Raw genomic sequence first — 16,082 nt, 5'->3', positions numbered from 1 at the left:
ACCGATCGCAAAAGCACGGCCATGTGAGCGACGAAAAGAGTGGGATTTCGTCGTGCGCCGCGGAGTTCTTCCGCCGCCTCACAGCTGATAAGAGACCTCATGGACGTCGTCGTCGTCGAATCGCCGGCCAAGGCGAAGACAATCAACAAATATCTGGGCAAGAACTATAAGGTCCTTGCCTCGTTCGGCCATGTCCGCGATCTGCCGGCCAAGGACGGCTCGGTGCGCCCCGACGAGGACTTTGCCATGTCGTGGTCGGTCGACACCGCTTCAGGCAAGCGCCTCGCCGACATCGCCAAGGCGGTCAAGGACGCCGACGGGCTGATCCTCGCCACCGACCCGGATCGCGAGGGCGAGGCGATTTCCTGGCATGTGCTGGAAGTGCTGAGGCAGAAGCGCGCGCTGAAGGACAAGCCGGTCAGCCGCGTCGTCTTCAACGCCATCACCAAGGCTTCCGTGCTGGAGGCCATGGCCAATCCGCGCCAGATCGATGCGCCGCTGGTCGATGCCTATCTCGCCCGTCGCGCGCTCGATTATCTTGTCGGCTTCACGCTCTCGCCGGTGCTGTGGCGCAAGCTGCCGGGCGCCCGGTCCGCGGGGCGTGTGCAGTCGGTGGCGCTGCGCCTCGTCTGCGACCGCGAATCCGAGATCGAGCGCTTCATCCGCGAGGAATACTGGCAGATCGCCGCCATCCTCAACACGCCGCGCAACGACAATTTCGAGGCGCGACTGACCGCCTATGCCGGCAAGAAGCTGCAGAAGCTCGATATCGCCAACCAGGCGCAGGCCGACGACATCAAGGCGATGCTTGAAGGGGCGACCTTCAAGGCTTTGTCGGTCGAAGCCAAGCCCACCAAGCGCAATCCCGGCCCGCCCTTCACCACCTCGACCCTGCAGCAGGCCGCCTCCTCCGGGCTCGGCTTCTCGGCCACGCGCACCATGCAAGTGGCGCAAAAACTCTACGAAGGCATGGATATCGGCGGCGAGACCGCCGGTCTCATCACCTATATGCGAACCGACGGCGTGCAGATGGCGCCTGAGGCGATCGAGGCCGCCCGCAACGCCATCGTCAGCGAGTTCGGCGCGAAGTACCTGCCGGAAAAGCCGCGTTTCTACACCACCAAGGCCAAGAACGCCCAGGAAGCGCATGAGGCGATCCGCCCGACCGATTTCAGGCGCACGCCGGCTTCCGTTCGGCAATATCTCGACGCGGACCAGGCCCGCCTCTACGAACTGATCTGGAAGCGCGCCATCGCCAGCCAGATGCAGCCGGCCGAGATCGAGCGCACCACGGTCGAGATCGAGGCGGTCAACGGCGCCCGCAACGCCGAGCTGCGCGCTGTCGGATCGGTCGTCCGCTTCGACGGCTTCATCGCCGCCTATACCGACCAGAAGGACGAGGACGCGGAGGACGAGGAAAGCCGCCGCCTGCCCGAGATCCGCTCGGGCGAGCAGCTTGCCCGCCAGGCGATCAACGCCACCCAGCACACCACCGAGCCGCCGCCGCGCTACTCCGAGGCGTCGCTGATCAAGAAGCTGGAAGAGCTGGGCATCGGCCGGCCGTCGACCTACACCGCGATCCTGAAGACGCTCGAGGACCGCGACTACGTTACCATCGACCGGCGCAAGCTGGTGCCGCAGGCCAAGGGACGGCTGCTCTCGGCTTTTCTCGAAAGCTTCTTCGAGCGCTATGTCGAATATGACTTCACCGCTTCGCTGGAGGAAAAGCTCGACGAGATCTCCGACGGCAAGCTTGCGTGGAAGGACGTGCTGCGCGACTTCTGGAAGGATTTTTCCGGCGCCGTCGACGACATCAAGGAACTGCGCGTTTCCGATGTGCTCGACGCGCTGAACGACGAACTGGCACCGCTGGTGTTCCCCGCGCGGGAAGACGGTTCGAACCCGCGCATCTGCCCGAAATGCGGCACCGGGAATCTTTCGCTGAAGCTCGGCAAGTTCGGCGCCTTCGTCGGCTGTTCGAACTATCCGGAATGCTCCTATACGCGCCAGCTCGGCGACGCCGCCAACCCCAATGGCGAGAACGGCAACGGCGAGGACGGCGTCAGGCTGCTCGGCAAGGATCCGTACACGGCGGAAGAAATCACGCTGCGCAGCGGCCGTTTCGGCCCCTATATCCAGCGCGGCGAAGGCAAGGAAGCCAAGCGCTCGAGCCTGCCCAAGGGCTGGACAGCCGAGTCCATCGACCATGAAAAGGCGCTGGCCCTGCTGGCGTTGCCGCGCGATGTCGGCAAGCATCCGGAGACCGGCAAGATGATCTCGGCCGGCCTTGGCCGCTACGGGCCCTTCGTGCTGCACGACGGCACCTACGCCAATCTGGAAAGCATCGAGGATGTGTTCTCGATCGGGCTCAACCGCGCCGTCTCGGTGATCGCCGAGAAGCAGCAGAAGGGCAAGGGCGGCCGCAATGGCGCCACGCCCGCGGCGCTGAAAGAACTGGGCGACCACCCCGACGGCGGCGGCAAGATCGTCGTGCGCGACGGCCGCTACGGCCCCTATGTCAATTACGGCAAGGTCAATGCGACGCTGCCGAAGGGCAAGGATCCGCAATCGGTGACGCTTGAAGAGGCGCTCGCCTTGATCGCCGAAAAGGAAGCCAAGGGCGGAGGCGGCAAGAAGCCGTTCCGCCGGGCGGCTAAGAAAGGATAGCAGGACGTGGCGCGCAGGATCTCCGGAAGAAGCCACGGCGATCCGCGTAGCGCCGACACCCGGGCCAAGGTCAAGGACGACTACCGGCCCTCACGCGACGAAATCCTGCGCTACATCGCCGAGAACCCCGATCGCTCCGGAAAACGCGAGATCGCCAAGGCCTTCGCGCTGCGCGGCGAGGACCGCATCTGGCTGAAGGACCTGCTGCGCGACTTGCAGGACGAAGGGCTGCTGACAAGGGAGCGCAAGCGCCTCACCCGGGCGGGCGCCCTGCCCCACGTCGCCGTGCTCGACATTGTCGGCCGTGACGCCGACGGCGTGCTGCTGGCCAATCCGAGCGAATACACCGGCCCTGGCTCGCCGCCCCTCATCGCCATCCGCATGTCGCGCGCCGCCACCGGCCCTGTTCCCGGCATCGGCGACCGCGTGCTTGCAAAGACCTTCCCGACCGACGATCCATCGGGTCCTGCCTACACCGGGCGGGTGATGAAGGTCTTCGAGAAGCGAAGCGAAGCTGTCCTCGGCGTCTTCCGCGTGCTGAAGGACGGGACTTTCCGCATCGAGCCGGTGGAGCGGCGTCAGCCGGAACTCATCGTCGACAAGGAATTCCAGAACGGGGCCAGGAACGGCGACCTGGTCGAGGTCGAGCCCGCGCGGGCATCCCGGTACGGGCTGCCGCGCGCCAAGGTGCTGGCGGTGCTGGGCTCGCTGACCAGCGAGAAGGCGGTCTCGATGATCGCCATCCACGCCCACGACATCCCGCACATTTTTCCAGCCGACGTGATTGCCGAGGCCGACGCCATGAAGCCAGCGGCTCTTGCCGGCCGCGAGGACTGGCGCGACCTGCCGCTGGTCACCATCGATCCGGCCGACGCCAAGGACCATGACGACGCGGTTTTCGCCACGCCGGATACGGACGAGAAGAACCCCGGCGGCGTCATCGCCACGGTGGCGATCGCCGACGTCGCGGCCTATATCCGCTACGGCACGCCGCTCGACCGCGAGGCGCTGAAGCGCGGCAACTCGGTCTATTTCCCGGATCGCGTCGTGCCGATGCTGCCCGAGCGCATCTCCAACGATCTCTGCTCGCTGCGCGAAGGCGAGGACCGTCCGGCCATCGCCGTCCGCATGACCTTTTCCGCCGAAGGCCGCAAGCTCAGGCACTCCTTCCACCGCGTCATGATGAAGTCGGCGGCCAAGCTCGCCTATCCGCAGGCGCAGGCCGCGATCGACGGCGCGCCCGACGACAAGACGGGGCCGATCCTCGATACAGTTCTCAAGCCGCTGTGGGACGCCTATGCGGTGCTCAAGCGCGGCCGTGACAGCCGCCAGCCGCTCGAACTGGAGCTGCCGGAACGCAAGATCCTGCTCAAGCCCGACGGCACCGTCGACCGGGTCGTCGTGCCGGAGCGCCTCGACGCTCATAAGCTGATCGAGGAGTTCATGATCCAGGCCAATGTCGCGGCTGCGGAGACGCTTGAAGGCAAGAAGGAGCCGCTGGTCTACCGCATCCATGACGCGCCTTCGCTCGCCAAGCAGGAATCGCTGCGCGAATTCCTGCACACGCTGGGCCTGTCGCTGGCGCGCGGCGCGCAGATGCGGCCCGGACAGTTCAACGGCATTCTGGAGCGGGTGCGCGGCGCCGACAACGAGGCGCTGGTCAATGAGGTGGTGCTGCGCTCGCAGAGCCAGGCCGAATATTCGCCGAAGAACATCGGCCATTTCGGTCTCAACCTGAGACGCTATGCGCATTTCACCTCGCCGATTCGGCGCTATGCGGATCTCATCGTGCATCGCGGACTGATTGCCGCGCTGGGTCTCGGCGCCGGCGGCCTGACGCAGCAGGAGGCGGATCGGCTGGAAGAGGTCGGCGCGCTGATCTCGGCCACCGAGCGCCGGGCCATGGCCGCCGAACGCGACACCGTCGACCGGCTGATCGCCGCTTACCTTGCGGAGCGCATCAACGACACTTTCGACGCCCGCATCTCCGGCGTCACCAAGGCGGGACTCTTTGTCCAATTGCCGCAGTACGGCGCCGATGGTTTCATTCCGGTGTCAAGCTTGAACGGCGACTACTATATCTACGACGAAACCGCTCGATCGCTGTTTGGAGAACGCACCGGCAAAGGCTATCAGCTTGCCGACCGCGTCGAGGTTCGACTGCTCGAAGTCGCGCCGATGGCCGGCGCGATGCGTTTCGAGATGCTGAGCGACCCGAAGCCGCTGCCTGGCTCGCGACGGTCGTTCCACAAGGCCAAGGGCCGCGCCCGCGCATCGCAGTCGCGTTTCGGGCCGCGCGGCAGGAGAAGATGATGGAACAACAGCTTTTCGGCGGCGAGCATCATTCGGGCCGCGTCGCGCGTCCGGTGTGGACGGCGATCAAGCGCGGCCTGCTTGGCCGCTGCCCGCATTGCGGCGAAGGCAAGCTGTTCCATGCCTTCACCAAGTCCGTCGAAAGATGCAGCGTCTGCGGCGAGGAACTGCATCACCACCGCGCGGACGACCTTCCTGCCTATCTGGTGATCGTCATCGTCGGCCACATCGTGGTTGGCGCCTTCATGACCGTGGAGGCGACCTCGACGCTCACGCTGTGGCAGCACGCGCTGATCTGGGTGCCGCTGACCTTCGGTCTGGCCATCGCGCTGCTGCAGCCGGTCAAGGGCGCCGTCATCGGCCTGCAATGGGCGCTCTATATGCACGGCTTCGGCGGCGAAAAGGACGAGTTTGAACCGCATCCCTAAGTTTCGGCGGTTCTGCCTTTGATAGAAACAACAACCATCTCCAAGCCTTTGTTTTATGCAATTGCGGACCGCGAGCCGCTGCGCGCTTTTCCTGGAATTGCTCCGGCAGCGACTTTTCGTCCGAGGCTGGTGCAAGGACCCGAACACCGAAGCCACTTTCGCATTCGAGAAGTTTCCGCTAGGTCGAGCGCATGGAAGGAATGACCAAGGCGGATGCCGACAAGCTCGATAAAGGCTTGGCCGTGCACGGCGGCCGGCCGCTTCGCCCGCGCGATGCCGCGACCTTGATCCTGCTTGACCGGAGCGGCAGCGACGTTCTGGTGCTGATGGGCCGGCGCCATGCCGGCCACGCCTTCATGCCCGGGAAATTCGTCTTCCCCGGCGGCCGTACCGATCCCGCCGACAGCCGCATACCGGTGGCCGCCCCGCTGCACACCAAGGAAGAGGCAAGGCTCGCGAGCGGTCCCGGCCGCGCAAGCACTGCCCGGGCGCGCGCCATCGCCTTGTCGGCCATCCGCGAGACCTACGAGGAAGCCGGCCTGCTGATCGGCCGCAAGGGCCCGTTCGCGACCGCCAAGCGCGATTGGCAGGGTTTTGTCGAACACGGCGTGGCGCCGTCGCTGGAGGCCCTGCGTTTCATCGCCCGCGCCATCACCCCGCCCAACCGCGTGCGCCGTTTCGACACGCGCTTCTTCAGCGCCTGGCGCGAGGATGTCGCGGTCGAGTTGCCGGACGGCGGCCCGACCAACGAGCTGGAAGAGCTCGTCTGGCTGCCGCTCGTCGAGGCGCGCAAGGCCGACATTCCCGACATTACCCGCATGATCCTGGAAGAACTGGAAAAGCGACTCGCCCACGATCCCTTGCTGCGTCCGGGCGGTGCCGTGCCGTTTTTCCGGCTGATCCGAAACCGCTTCGTCCGCGAAGTCCTTTAGAAGCAGAGCATCCATATCCCATGACGGTCGATACCCAGCAAAAGGGCGACGAACGCGTACACTGGTTGCCGATGATCGCGGCGATCTCCTCGATCAGCGTGGTCGGCATCGCCATCGGCCTCGGCATGCCGCTGCTCAGCGTCATCCTCGAAACGCGCGGCCATTCGGCCTCGATGATCGGCCTCAACACCGCGGTCGCCGGCCTCGCCTCGATCGCCGGCGCGCCGCTCGCCACGCCGCTTGCCATGCGGCTCGGCGTCGCCTGGACCATGCTTTTGATGATCGCCGTCGGCGCGCTTGCCTTTGTCGGCTTCCATTTCGCGCCGGATTTCTGGATGTGGTTCCCGCTCCGCGTCGCCCTGCATGTCTCGCTGACGGTGCTCTTCATTCTGTCGGAATTCTGGATCAGCACCTCGGCGCCGCCGCATCGCCGGGGCCTTGTGCTCGGCATCTACGCCACGGTGCTTTCCCTGGGCTTCGCCGCCGGGCCGTGGCTGTTCGCGCATCTCGGCTCGAGCGGCTTCCTGCCGTTCGGCGTCACCATTGCGCTGGTCACGCTCGCGGCCATCCCGGTGCTGGCGGCCCGCAACGAGAGCCCGGCGATCGTCGCCGACGGCGAGACCAGCCATTTCCTGCGCTATATCTGGATGGTGCCGACGGCGACCTTCGCCGTGCTGGTGTTCGGTGCCGTCGAGACCGGCGGCTTTTCGCTGTTCCCGGTATATGGCAGCCGCATCGGCTATTCGGAAGCCGACGCCGCGCTGTTGCTGACCATGATCGGCCTCGGCAACGTGCTGTTGCAGATCCCGATCGGCATGATCAGCGACCGCGTCTCCGACCGCCGCGTCCTGCTCTTGGCCTGCGCCACGGTCGGTCTCATCGGAACCGTGTTCATGCCGTTCTTCGCCCAGAACTGGCACCTCATGGCGGCCCTTCTGTTCGTCTGGGGCGGCGTGGTCGCGGCCATGTATACGATCGGCCTCGCGCATCTGGGTTCCCAGCTCTCCGGTCATGAGCTGGCCTCCGCCAACGCCGCCTTCGTGCTCTGCTACGGCGTGGGCATGGTGATCGGCCCGCAGGCGATCGGCATCGGCATGGACGCCTTCGGCCCCTCCGGTTTCGGCTGGTCGCTCGCGCTGTTCTTCGCCGCTTACATGCTCCTGGTCTGCGTCAGGCTGGTGCGGAAGATTCTCTGAGGGGGAATGTCATCAAGCCTGTATATCCTGACATCACCGTGTCAGCAGGCCCCCTGCTATACCCTCGTTCAAACGCAGGAAGAGCGAGGAAAGACCAATGATCGACAGCGGCTTCGAAACCAGATCCCTCAGGATGGAGCTTCTCCTGCTTGTCAGCTTCCAGGCGCCGGCGGCCGATGTCGAGCGCATCATGGAGGCAGTGGTGGCGATCACGCCGCTGCGCATGGGCAGGTATTACGGCAACGCCTACGAGTCGGCGCAGGGCATCGAGCGCCACCGGACGCTCGAAGGGGCAGCCGCGGGCGCCGAGATCGAGTTGCGCAGGCGGCCGGGCACCGTCGAGGTGTCGTTCGAACTGCCCGACGACCAGGCGCTTGCCGCGCGCGTCGTCGAGGCGATATTCCAGGCTCACTCCTATGAGGAGCCGGTGATCCGCATCCAGCCGTTGCTGACCAGCCGTTCCAAGGGCCTCGATGACCGGACCAATCCGAACCGCTGGTGGAACACGACCGGCGACCGGAAGACCGATCAGCATCGGCCCGGCGCGGCACCGCGACCAGAATCGGTCGCGGCGGAATGACGCCGGAGCCTGGCAGCGTTTGGAAAGTCGCCCATGAATGAAGAGGCAAACCGCAAGCCGGCGAGCGACCCCCAGGATCTGGCGAGGCTGTTGGTTTCCCGCCAGCAGGCGGGAGATGCGGAGGGCATGGCAGCCCTCTACTAGCCCGATGCCATCCTCGATATCGGTGGCGGACGGTTGGCGCGCGGCAGGGACGCCATCCGCGGCTTCTACGCCAAGCTGGTGGCCGCGGGGCCAAAGTTTGAGCTTGGAGATCAGCGTCCGGCTATCGTCAACGGGGATTTGGCGCTCACTTCCACGCGCCTTGCCAATGGCACGGTGACCGTAGAAATTGCCCGCCGGCAAGGCGACGGGACATGGCTTTGGGCGATCGACCAGCCGTCCATCCTCACATGAGCCATGGCTGGGCGCCGAAACTCGGGACGATCCTCGGAACCTCGCGGGCTTGACTTTCCGGGCGCGTTCTTTATGTGTCGCGCCAAGTTTCCCGCGTCCGGGTGTTTCCCCGTGCTCCAGCGGCCAAAACTCCACGAACATTAACGGACGAACATCATGGCCAAAGCCGCAAACATCAAGATCAAGCTTCTGTCGACCGCCGACACCGGTTTCTTCTACGTGACCAGCAAGAACAGCCGCACCAAGACGGACAAGCTGTCGTTCCGCAAGTACGACCCGGTCGCCAAGAAGCACGTCGAGTTCAAGGAAACCAAGATCAAGTAATCTGGTTGTCCTGAAACGTCGAAGCGCCGCCCTCCGGGCGGCGTTTTTGTTTTGGCGGGCGAACCGGCAGGCAAAGCCAGCGTGCGGCTGCATGGCGCTGAATCACGACGTCATGTGTTGAGAGAAAGGGGGCCGGTCGGCGTTTGGCAGCGGTACGAGGAGGCCACTATGTGCCAGCGCCGGCCGGCCGACCCCACGGACCCAGGAGATGCGGCGGACCTGAGCATCATGGGGTATTTTTTCGGATCGAGCCGGGCAGTCTACCCTCGTGCCGGCTTCGTTTTCGGTCTATGCGACGCAGATTTGCGCAAGAACGTATGAAAATCAACCATTTCTTAACCACGGCTGCCGAATCGCTTGGGTTAAGGTAAATTCGTAACTCTGTCGGATGACCGGATTTTAGCCCTCTACAATGCGTGTCGCTCAAAAGTGTGCGGCGGGTTTTGAGAAAACGGCCTGCCCAGATCAAAAGACCTAGCGCATGTCGCCCAAAAGTGCGCAACGGATGCGTGGTCGCCTGATCCGTTTCAACGCAACGCGCTTTAGGCAGCCTTGGCGACGACCCGGTTGCGGCCGCCGCTCTTGGCCTCGTAGAGCGCAAGATCGGCGCGCTTCATCAGCGCAGCGACTGTGTCCGCCCCCTTCAGCACCGACGACACGCCGACGCTGACCGTCACCTCGATCGTCTTGCCGTCCGTCCCGATTGCAAAGGGCACCTGCGCGATCTCGGCACGGATGCGTTCGGCCACCTTCTCGGCGACGGGCCCGTCGGTGTCAGGCATGACCACGACGAACTCCTCGCCGCCGAACCGGCAGGCGAGATCGATGCCGCGCACGTTCTTGCGCAGCCGCCTGGCGAATTCGCGCAGCACGTCGTCACCGCCGTCATGGCCGTGAGCGTCGTTGATGGATTTGAAGCGGTCGAGATCGGTGATCAACACCGACAGCGGCCGGCGCCGCGCCACGGCGCGATCGAACAGCGTCTGCAGGTGGCTGTCGAGATAGCGACGGTTGTGCAGCCCGGTCAGCCCGTCGGTCACCGCCATCTCGATGGTTTGGGTGACGCTGGCGCGCAGCTGGTCGTTGTAGCGCTTGCGCCGCACCTGCGTGCGCAGGCGCGCCGTCAGCTCGTGCTGGTCAATCGGCCGCGTCAGGTAATCGTTGATGCCGAGTTCGAGGCCACGGATGATGCGCCCCTCCTCGCCTTCGTCGGCCAAAAGGATGATCGGCAGGAAGCGGGTGCGGTCGAGCGAGCGCAGTTGCGAGCAGAGTCTCAGCGCATCGAAATCGGCAAAGGCCGTCGAGATCAGCACGCATTCATAGGGTGTTTCGGCGGCCTGGAAGAAGCCGGCGTTCGGATCGGTGGTGACATCGAGTTCGGCGCTGCCGCGCAGCATCTTCCGGATGCGCTCCATCGACGACTTGCGCTCGTCGATCAGGAGGACTCTGGGCTTGGTGTCTTCCGTCGCGAAGTTGCGGCTGAGCAGCTCCTCGATGCCGATGTTGCGCGTGGTCGAGGCGCGCAGCCCCAACTCGTCGGTCAGCGACTTCAGCCTGACCAGGCTCTTCACCCGCGTCATCAATTGCAGATCGTTGACTGGCTTGGTGAGGAAATCGTCAGCGCCGGCCTCGAGGCCGCGCACACGGTCCGACACCTGGTCGAGCGCGGTGATCATGACCACCGGAATGTGCGAGGTCGCCGGGTCGCTCTTCAGCCGCATGCAGACCTCGAACCCGTCCATGCCCGGCATCATCACGTCGAGCAGCACGACATCGACCTTGCCGTTTTCGCAGGTTTCGATCGCATCCGGGCCGTTGCCGGCCGTCAGCACCTCGAAATATTCGGCGAGCAGCCGGACCTCCAGCAGCCGCACATTGGCGGGGATGTCATCGACGACGAGGATCCGCGCGGTCATCTCAAAGGCTCCGGCTCGGCATCAGGCATCGCCCAGATAGGATTTGATCGTCTCGATGAAGCGCGGCACCGAAATCGGCTTGGAAATATAGGCCTCGCACCCCCCTTGGCGGATGCGCTCCTCATCGCCCTTCATCGCGAAGGCGGTGACGGCGATGACCGGGATCGAGTGCAATTCGTCGTCTTCCTTCAGCCATTTGGTCACTTCCAGGCCCGACACCTCGGGCAGTTGGATATCCATCAGGATGAGGTCCGGCCGGTGTTGGCGCGCCAGGTCCAGCGCTTCCAGGCCGTTGCGCGTGCGGACCGTCTCGTAACCGCTGGCTTCGATGAGGTCCCGAAAGAGCTTCATGTTGAGCTCATTGTCCTCGACGATCATGACCTTCTTAGCCATCAATTTCCCGTCCCGACGGTCCCCGGAACCGAAGACCGCCGTTATGCGTCCTTGCCGGATCGCACCCAACCCGCATGTACCCTACGTCAATATGATTGACGAAACGCAAACCGGCCGTCGGAAAAGCGCACCGATTCCGCTTGCGGATGCAGGGCTTAGGCGGCTGAGACTTGCCGCAAGCGACGCTTGCCGTTACTGCGGAATAAAGACTCACATCCACACCGCAAAAGGTAATGATGGCGAACGCAGCGTCAATGCGCGAAGAAGCGGAAACCCTTGCCGTCAGGGCGCTTGCCTTCGTCGCCGGCGATCCGGAACTCTTGCCTCGCTTCCTGGCGATTACCGGCATCGAGGTGCATTCTATCCGCAAGGCGGCCGCGGAGCCGGGCTTCCTTGCCGGCGTGCTGCAGTTCATTCTCGCCCACGAGCCGACGCTTTTGCGCTTTGCCGAGGAGACCGGCACGCCGCCGGCCCACGTCGGCAAGGCCTTGCGCATGCTGCCGCTCGGCAATGATGATCACGAGCGCTCCGCATGAGCGACGACCCCGAGACCGCGCGTCAGATCGAGGAACTTGCCGCCGACGACCGGCCGCTGCTGGTGCTCGACGTCGACGATGTCGTGCTCGAATTCGTCCGGCCCTTCCCGCATTTCCTGAAATCGCGCGGCTTCCAGCTGACGCTCGCCTCCTTCCGCCTCACCGGCAACATCGCCGAGACGGCATCCGGCAGGCTGATCGAGCAGCCCGAAGTCTCGGCCCTTCTCGGCGATTTCTTCGACGCGCAGGCCGATTGGCAAAGCATCACCGACGGCGCCGCGGAAGCGCTGGCGACGCTCGGGCAGCGCGCCGAGATCGTGCTCCTGACCGCCATGCCGCACAAGCATCGCGGCGTGCGCCGGGCGCATCTCGACACGCTCGGCCTGAACTACCCGCTGCTGACCACGGAAATGGCGAAAGGACCGGCCATCGCCAAGCTGCGCGGCGCCAGGGGCAGGCCCGTCGCCTTCGTCGACGACCAGCCCACCAATCTGATGTCGGCGCGCAACTCGGTCGCCGACGCGCATCTCTTCCACCTGATGGCCGACAACAGCCTGCGCGCCTTCCTGCCGCCGACGCCGGGCGACATCGTCTCGGTCGAGAACTGGCGCGAAGCGGCGCCGAAGATCGCCGGCGCGCTCGGGCTCTAATTTATAGCGATTAGGGCTGAAGCTTCGCGCCTGCCCCATCATTGTCGTTTTCGCCAGAACCGTCGTCCTGGCTGGCGCCGTCATTCAGGTCGGCGTCGGCGCCGCCGTCCTGAACGGCGTCGGCCGGTTTCAGCATGGCGCCATTGACCGTGACCGAACCGTCGGCCTTGGCATTGATGACCCATTCCAGCCGGCCGTCGGGCAACGTCTTGCCGAAACCTTTGACGGCGAGCGCGAAGGGGAAAGCCTGCGCCAATTGCTCATCGCTCTTGGCACCCTCCTGCAGGACCTCGACGATCTTGTCGTAACCCGCGACATCGACGGTCATGGTCGCATCCGGCTTCTTGCCCGGAAATGTCATCTCGCCTTCCATCGCCACCTCGATGCTGCCGTTCTTCACCGTGCTGTGTCCGAGGACGAATTTGGGCGTTTTGGCCAGGAAATCGGCGACCAGGGCATCGCCGAACTCATCCGACAACGGCGGATTCTTATTGAGATCAAAGGCTTCGATCGCCTTCTTCGCCATGGTGTCGAGATCGATGTTGGCGCCGCCGAAGTTGAGGTCGACATCCGTCGGCAGCAGCGCGACGCTCCAGCCGGGCAGCGTCTGCGGCGGGATGGTCAGGCCCGAGGCCTTGATGGCGTAGTTGAATTTGCCGTTCTGCGAGATGCCGTCCATGCCGAACGCGGTGCTGAACTGCTTCGCCCCGAATTTGCCGACGGGACTCTCCACCTCGAAGTCCTTGAAACCGTAGATACCGTCGATCCTTTCCCACACGGGCAGCGCCGCCTGCAGCAGCGTCTTGAGCTGTGCCTGATTGGCCTTGAGCCTGGCTTCGTCCTCATTGGCCACCGCAAAGGCAAGCAGATCGAGCAGCGGCTTCGTCTTCACGCCCTTGCCGCTTGCATCCACCGACAATTCCGGCGTTCTCAGCGTCAGCGGAAAATTCATTCCGGTGTCGGGATCCTCGATCTTGATCGTCTCGACGAAGCTCGAGACCTTCTGCGTCGCCATGAAGTCGACGCCGCCATTGGCTGATTTGGTGGCGGCAATGGTCGCGGTGCCGGCGCCGGCGGTGACGTCCGCCTGCTGCTTGGCTTCCCGCGATGTCATCGTCATGCCGGCGATCGAGCTGGCGCCGCTGGTGAAGGCGGCGAGGCTCGGATCGTAGACGGCGGTGCCCTTGCCGTCCTTGACCGTGAGCTGCATGCTTTGCGGGCCTTCCGGCCCGTTGAATTCGAACGACATGCTTTGCGAAAAATCCGAGGCGACATCCCAGGATCCGTCGCTGCGCGGCTTCACCATCAGGGCATAGGGCGCGAGATCGAATTTCAGCGGCTTCTGTTCCGGCAGGGCATCGACCAGCGCCTTGATGTCGACCGCGATTTTGTAGGCGCCGCCTTCGACCGAAACCTTGAGCACACCCGTGTCGAAGGCCTGCTTGCCGAAATAGCGCGCCAGACTGTCGGAAAGCTGCTTCGCGCCCTGGCTGTCGACCGTCTGGGCGACGGCGGGCGCGCTGAACGCAAGAGCTGCAACAAGTGGCAAAATACGCTTCACGTCGGTTCTCCGTTGGTCTCGCATGGCAAATGGTTTCGTGCTTCTGGTAGGAAAGAAGCGTTACAGCCGCAAGACGATGACTGTAAGCCAAAACCTCAAGTCGCTAAAGCAATTCCAGGAAAAGTGTCACGCGGTTTTCCGCCCGGAATTGCGCAAAAACAAGCATTTGGAGCGGTCGGCGATCCTGTGAAAGCTGTACCGCTTTCAAAGCACAAGCCGCATCAGCGGCCGGCCGGGCTTGCGTTCCAGAAGCCTCTCGAACCCGGCCTTCTCGAACACCCGCGATGAGCCGACGAACAGGCCGATCGAGCGCGAGTCGCGCGACAGGTCGATCGGGCAGGCTTCCAGCAGCCTGGCACCGTTTTCGCGGGCGAACGCGACGCCCCCGTCGACGAGGCGATGGGTGATGCCCCTGCCCCGCGCCTTGACGCGGATGAAGAAGCAGGAGATCGCCCAGACGTTCGGATCGTCGGCGTCCGCCGGATCGACCGGCGCTGAGCCTCTGCCCTGATTGTTCCATTCGGGCACGTCGGCGCGCGGGCCGATCTGCATCCAGCCGACGGCCCTGTCCTGCTCGAAAGCCAGAAGCCCCGGCGGCGGTCCGGCTTCGATGCGCGCCCTGATGTGATCCTTGTTGCGCTCGCGGTCGCCGGCCCTGCGCTCCGCCGGTGTCAGCCGGAAATGCGTGCACCAGCAGCCGTAACAGGCGCCTTGCTTGCCGAAGAGGTCCTCGAAGTCGGTCCAGCGTCCAGGGGTCAGCGGTACTATGGTCGTGCTCATGCGTTCTCCCCAGGCCAAGCTTGTTGCCGGCCCTGCACTGTCGTACCATTGCGTTTGTTCTCTTTATGTTCGCAGCGATGGCGGCTCCTGTCAACAATCCCGAACACGGTTTCTGTCGCGACTGCCTGGCTTTTCAGCGCGGCGAGACGCGCCGCTGCGAGCGCTGCGGCAGCCCGAGGCTTGCCCGCCATCCTGAACTTTACCGGCTCAACATCGCCCATATCGACTGCGACGCCTTCTACGCTGCGATCGAAAAGCGCGACAATCCGGCGCTGAAGGACAAGCCGGTGATCGTCGGCGGCGGCCGGCGCGGCGTCGTCTCCACCGCCTGCTACATCGCCCGCATCCAGGGCGTGCGCTCGGCGATGCCGATGTTCAAGGCGCTCGAGGCCTGTCCCGAAGCCGTGGTGATCCCGCCCGACATGGAAAAATATGTCCGCGTCGGCCGCGAGGTGCGCGCGCTGATGCAGGCGCTGACGCCGCTGGTCGAGCCGTTGTCGATCGACGAGGCGTTTCTCGACCTTGCCGGCACCGAGCGGCTGCACGGCATGCCGCCGGCGATGGTGCTGGCCCGCTTCGCCCTGACGGTAGAGAAGGAACTCGGCATCACCGTTTCGGCCGGCCTTTCCTACTGCAAGTTCCTGGCCAAGATCGCGTCGGACTTCCGCAAGCCGCGCGGCTTCTCCGTCATCGGCGAAGCGGAGGCGCCGACATTCCTCGCCGCACAGCCGGTGACACTGATCTGGGGCGTCGGCAAGGCGCTGGCCGCGACGCTGGAGCGCGACGGCATCCGCACCATCGCCCAGCTGCAGCGCATGGAGCGCGGCGAGCTGATGCGCCGATACGGCGTCATGGGCGACCGGCTCTGCCGGCTTTCGCGCGGCGAGGACGACCGCCGCGTCGACCCCGACGGCGATGCCAAGAGCGTGTCGGCCGAAACCACTTTCGACACCGATATCGCCTCGCTGGCGGAACTGGTGCCGGTGCTGCGCGGCCTGTCGGAAAAAGTCTCGGTGCGGCTGAAGAAATCCGGCATTGCCGGGCGCACCGTGGTGCTGAAGCTCAAGACGCAGGATTTCAAGCTCCGCACCCGCAACCGCCAGCTTGGCGATCCGACACGGCTGGCCGACCGCATCTTCCAGACCGGGCTCGACCTTCTGCGTCGCGAGGTCGACGGGACGAAGTTCCGTTTGCTCGGCATCGGCGTCAGCGACCTCTCCGACGACGGTAAGGCCGATCCGCCCGACCTGGTCGACGTCCAGTCGCGCAAGCGCGCGCTCGCCGAAACCGCGATCGATGAGCTGCGCGACAAGTTCGGCAGGAAGGCCGTCGAGACCGGCTACACTTTTGGCAAGGGCCGCAGCGCCAATCCGCCCGAGCCGCTCGAGGACTGAGACCGGCAGGCATTGG

Annotated in this window: 15 protein-coding genes; 11 read left to right on the top strand and 4 right to left on the bottom strand. The window is 64.7% G+C overall.

The genetic code is table 11. The features are described 5' to 3' along the window. Positions 1-99 precede the first annotated feature (99 nt). From topA to rpmG, 8 genes are all read left to right on the top strand, one after another. Complete coding sequence (gene topA / locus EJ067_RS30955; RefSeq protein ID WP_126088901.1) at positions 100-2,667, top strand: type I DNA topoisomerase; 2,568 nt, start codon at positions 100-102, stop codon at positions 2,665-2,667. Positions 2,668-2,673: 6 nt separating this feature from the next. Continuing rightward, the gene (gene rnr / locus EJ067_RS30950; RefSeq protein WP_126088900.1) at positions 2,674-4,980 is read left to right on the top strand and encodes a ribonuclease R; all 2,307 of its coding nucleotides are present in this window, start codon (positions 2,674-2,676) and stop codon (positions 4,978-4,980) included. Further along, positions 4,980-5,408 (top strand): DUF983 domain-containing protein, encoded by a 429-nt coding sequence (locus EJ067_RS30945; RefSeq protein WP_126088899.1) that lies wholly within the window; start codon positions 4,980-4,982, stop codon positions 5,406-5,408. Before rnr ends, EJ067_RS30945 begins: the two co-directional genes overlap by 1 nt. Positions 5,409-5,599: 191 nt before the next feature. Beyond that, complete coding sequence (locus tag EJ067_RS30940; protein ID WP_126088898.1) at positions 5,600-6,340, top strand: NUDIX domain-containing protein; 741 nt, start codon at positions 5,600-5,602, stop codon at positions 6,338-6,340. 20 nt (positions 6,341-6,360) lie between these two features. Beyond that, positions 6,361-7,536 carry an MFS transporter gene (locus tag EJ067_RS30935; protein ID WP_126088897.1) on the top strand — a complete coding sequence of 392 codons (1,176 nt, stop codon included), beginning with the start codon at positions 6,361-6,363 and terminating at the stop codon, positions 7,534-7,536. Between the two features lie 97 nt (positions 7,537-7,633). Next, positions 7,634-8,116 (top strand): hypothetical protein, encoded by a 483-nt coding sequence (locus tag EJ067_RS30930; RefSeq protein ID WP_126088896.1) that lies wholly within the window; start codon positions 7,634-7,636, stop codon positions 8,114-8,116. A 177-nt stretch (positions 8,117-8,293) separates the two neighbouring features. Further along, positions 8,294-8,512, top strand: a complete 219-nt coding sequence (locus EJ067_RS35860; protein ID WP_348639502.1) for a hypothetical protein — start codon at positions 8,294-8,296, stop codon at positions 8,510-8,512. Between the two features lie 156 nt (positions 8,513-8,668). Next, positions 8,669-8,836 carry a 50S ribosomal protein L33 gene (rpmG, locus tag EJ067_RS30920; RefSeq protein WP_006201775.1) on the top strand — a complete coding sequence of 56 codons (168 nt, stop codon included), beginning with the start codon at positions 8,669-8,671 and terminating at the stop codon, positions 8,834-8,836. A gap of 542 nt (positions 8,837-9,378) precedes the next feature. Here the strand turns inward: rpmG and EJ067_RS30910 are convergent. Then, on the bottom strand, positions 9,379-10,752 hold the full coding sequence (locus EJ067_RS30910; protein ID WP_126088895.1) for a PleD family two-component system response regulator: 1,374 nt from the start codon (positions 10,750-10,752) through the stop codon (positions 9,379-9,381). Positions 10,753-10,773: 21 nt separating this feature from the next. After that, positions 10,774-11,145 (bottom strand): response regulator, encoded by a 372-nt coding sequence (locus EJ067_RS30905; protein WP_027166515.1) that lies wholly within the window; start codon positions 11,143-11,145, stop codon positions 10,774-10,776. A gap of 236 nt (positions 11,146-11,381) precedes the next feature. Between EJ067_RS30905 and EJ067_RS30900 the strand changes: the two genes are divergently transcribed. Both EJ067_RS30900 and EJ067_RS30895 read left to right on the top strand, forming a co-directional pair. Beyond that, positions 11,382-11,681 carry a DUF3572 domain-containing protein gene (locus tag EJ067_RS30900; RefSeq protein ID WP_126089810.1) on the top strand — a complete coding sequence of 100 codons (300 nt, stop codon included), beginning with the start codon at positions 11,382-11,384 and terminating at the stop codon, positions 11,679-11,681. Further along, positions 11,678-12,331 carry a hypothetical protein gene (locus EJ067_RS30895; RefSeq protein ID WP_126088894.1) on the top strand — a complete coding sequence of 218 codons (654 nt, stop codon included), beginning with the start codon at positions 11,678-11,680 and terminating at the stop codon, positions 12,329-12,331. The genes EJ067_RS30900 and EJ067_RS30895 overlap by 4 nt, the downstream gene beginning before the upstream one ends. A gap of 10 nt (positions 12,332-12,341) precedes the next feature. On the opposite strand, the gene EJ067_RS30890 is transcribed toward EJ067_RS30895, so the two are convergent. Beyond that, positions 12,342-13,892: a hypothetical protein gene (locus EJ067_RS30890; protein ID WP_126088893.1), complete on the bottom strand. Its 1,551-nt coding sequence runs from the start codon at positions 13,890-13,892 to the stop codon at positions 12,342-12,344. Between the two features lie 204 nt (positions 13,893-14,096). After that, positions 14,097-14,672 carry a GNAT family N-acetyltransferase gene (locus EJ067_RS30885; RefSeq protein ID WP_126088892.1) on the bottom strand — a complete coding sequence of 192 codons (576 nt, stop codon included), beginning with the start codon at positions 14,670-14,672 and terminating at the stop codon, positions 14,097-14,099. Positions 14,673-14,737: 65 nt separating this feature from the next. Between EJ067_RS30885 and EJ067_RS30880 the strand changes: the two genes are divergently transcribed. Beyond that, a complete protein-coding gene (locus EJ067_RS30880; RefSeq protein WP_126088891.1) occupies positions 14,738-16,066 on the top strand; it encodes a DNA polymerase IV in 1,329 nt (442 codons plus the stop codon). Positions 16,067-16,082: the final 16 nt, after the last annotated feature.

The organism is Mesorhizobium sp. M1D.F.Ca.ET.043.01.1.1 (assembly GCF_003952385.1).
Lineage (GTDB): Bacteria > Pseudomonadota > Alphaproteobacteria > Rhizobiales > Rhizobiaceae > Mesorhizobium.
This window is presented reverse-complemented; position numbering and strand designations above follow the sequence as displayed.

Bases quoted from the DNA above. Each gene is read 5' to 3' on its own strand.
- EJ067_RS30895 (WP_126088894.1), top strand. From the start codon at position 11,678: ATGAGCGACGACCCCGAGACCGCGCGTCAGATCGAGGAACTTGCCGCC.
- EJ067_RS30885 (WP_126088892.1), bottom strand. From the start codon at position 14,672: ATGAGCACGACCATAGTACCGCTGACCCCTGGACGCTGGACCGACTTC.
- EJ067_RS30940 (WP_126088898.1), top strand. From the start codon at position 5,600: ATGGAAGGAATGACCAAGGCGGATGCCGACAAGCTCGATAAAGGCTTG.
- EJ067_RS30900 (WP_126089810.1), top strand. From the start codon at position 11,382: ATGGCGAACGCAGCGTCAATGCGCGAAGAAGCGGAAACCCTTGCCGTC.
- EJ067_RS30910 (WP_126088895.1), bottom strand. From the start codon at position 10,752: ATGACCGCGCGGATCCTCGTCGTCGATGACATCCCCGCCAATGTGCGG.
- topA (WP_126088901.1), top strand. From the start codon at position 100: ATGGACGTCGTCGTCGTCGAATCGCCGGCCAAGGCGAAGACAATCAAC.
- rpmG (WP_006201775.1), top strand. From the start codon at position 8,669: ATGGCCAAAGCCGCAAACATCAAGATCAAGCTTCTGTCGACCGCCGAC.
- EJ067_RS30945 (WP_126088899.1), top strand. From the start codon at position 4,980: ATGGAACAACAGCTTTTCGGCGGCGAGCATCATTCGGGCCGCGTCGCG.
- EJ067_RS30880 (WP_126088891.1), top strand. From the start codon at position 14,738: ATGTTCGCAGCGATGGCGGCTCCTGTCAACAATCCCGAACACGGTTTC.
- EJ067_RS30935 (WP_126088897.1), top strand. From the start codon at position 6,361: ATGACGGTCGATACCCAGCAAAAGGGCGACGAACGCGTACACTGGTTG.
- EJ067_RS30930 (WP_126088896.1), top strand. From the start codon at position 7,634: ATGATCGACAGCGGCTTCGAAACCAGATCCCTCAGGATGGAGCTTCTC.
- EJ067_RS30905 (WP_027166515.1), bottom strand. From the start codon at position 11,145: ATGGCTAAGAAGGTCATGATCGTCGAGGACAATGAGCTCAACATGAAG.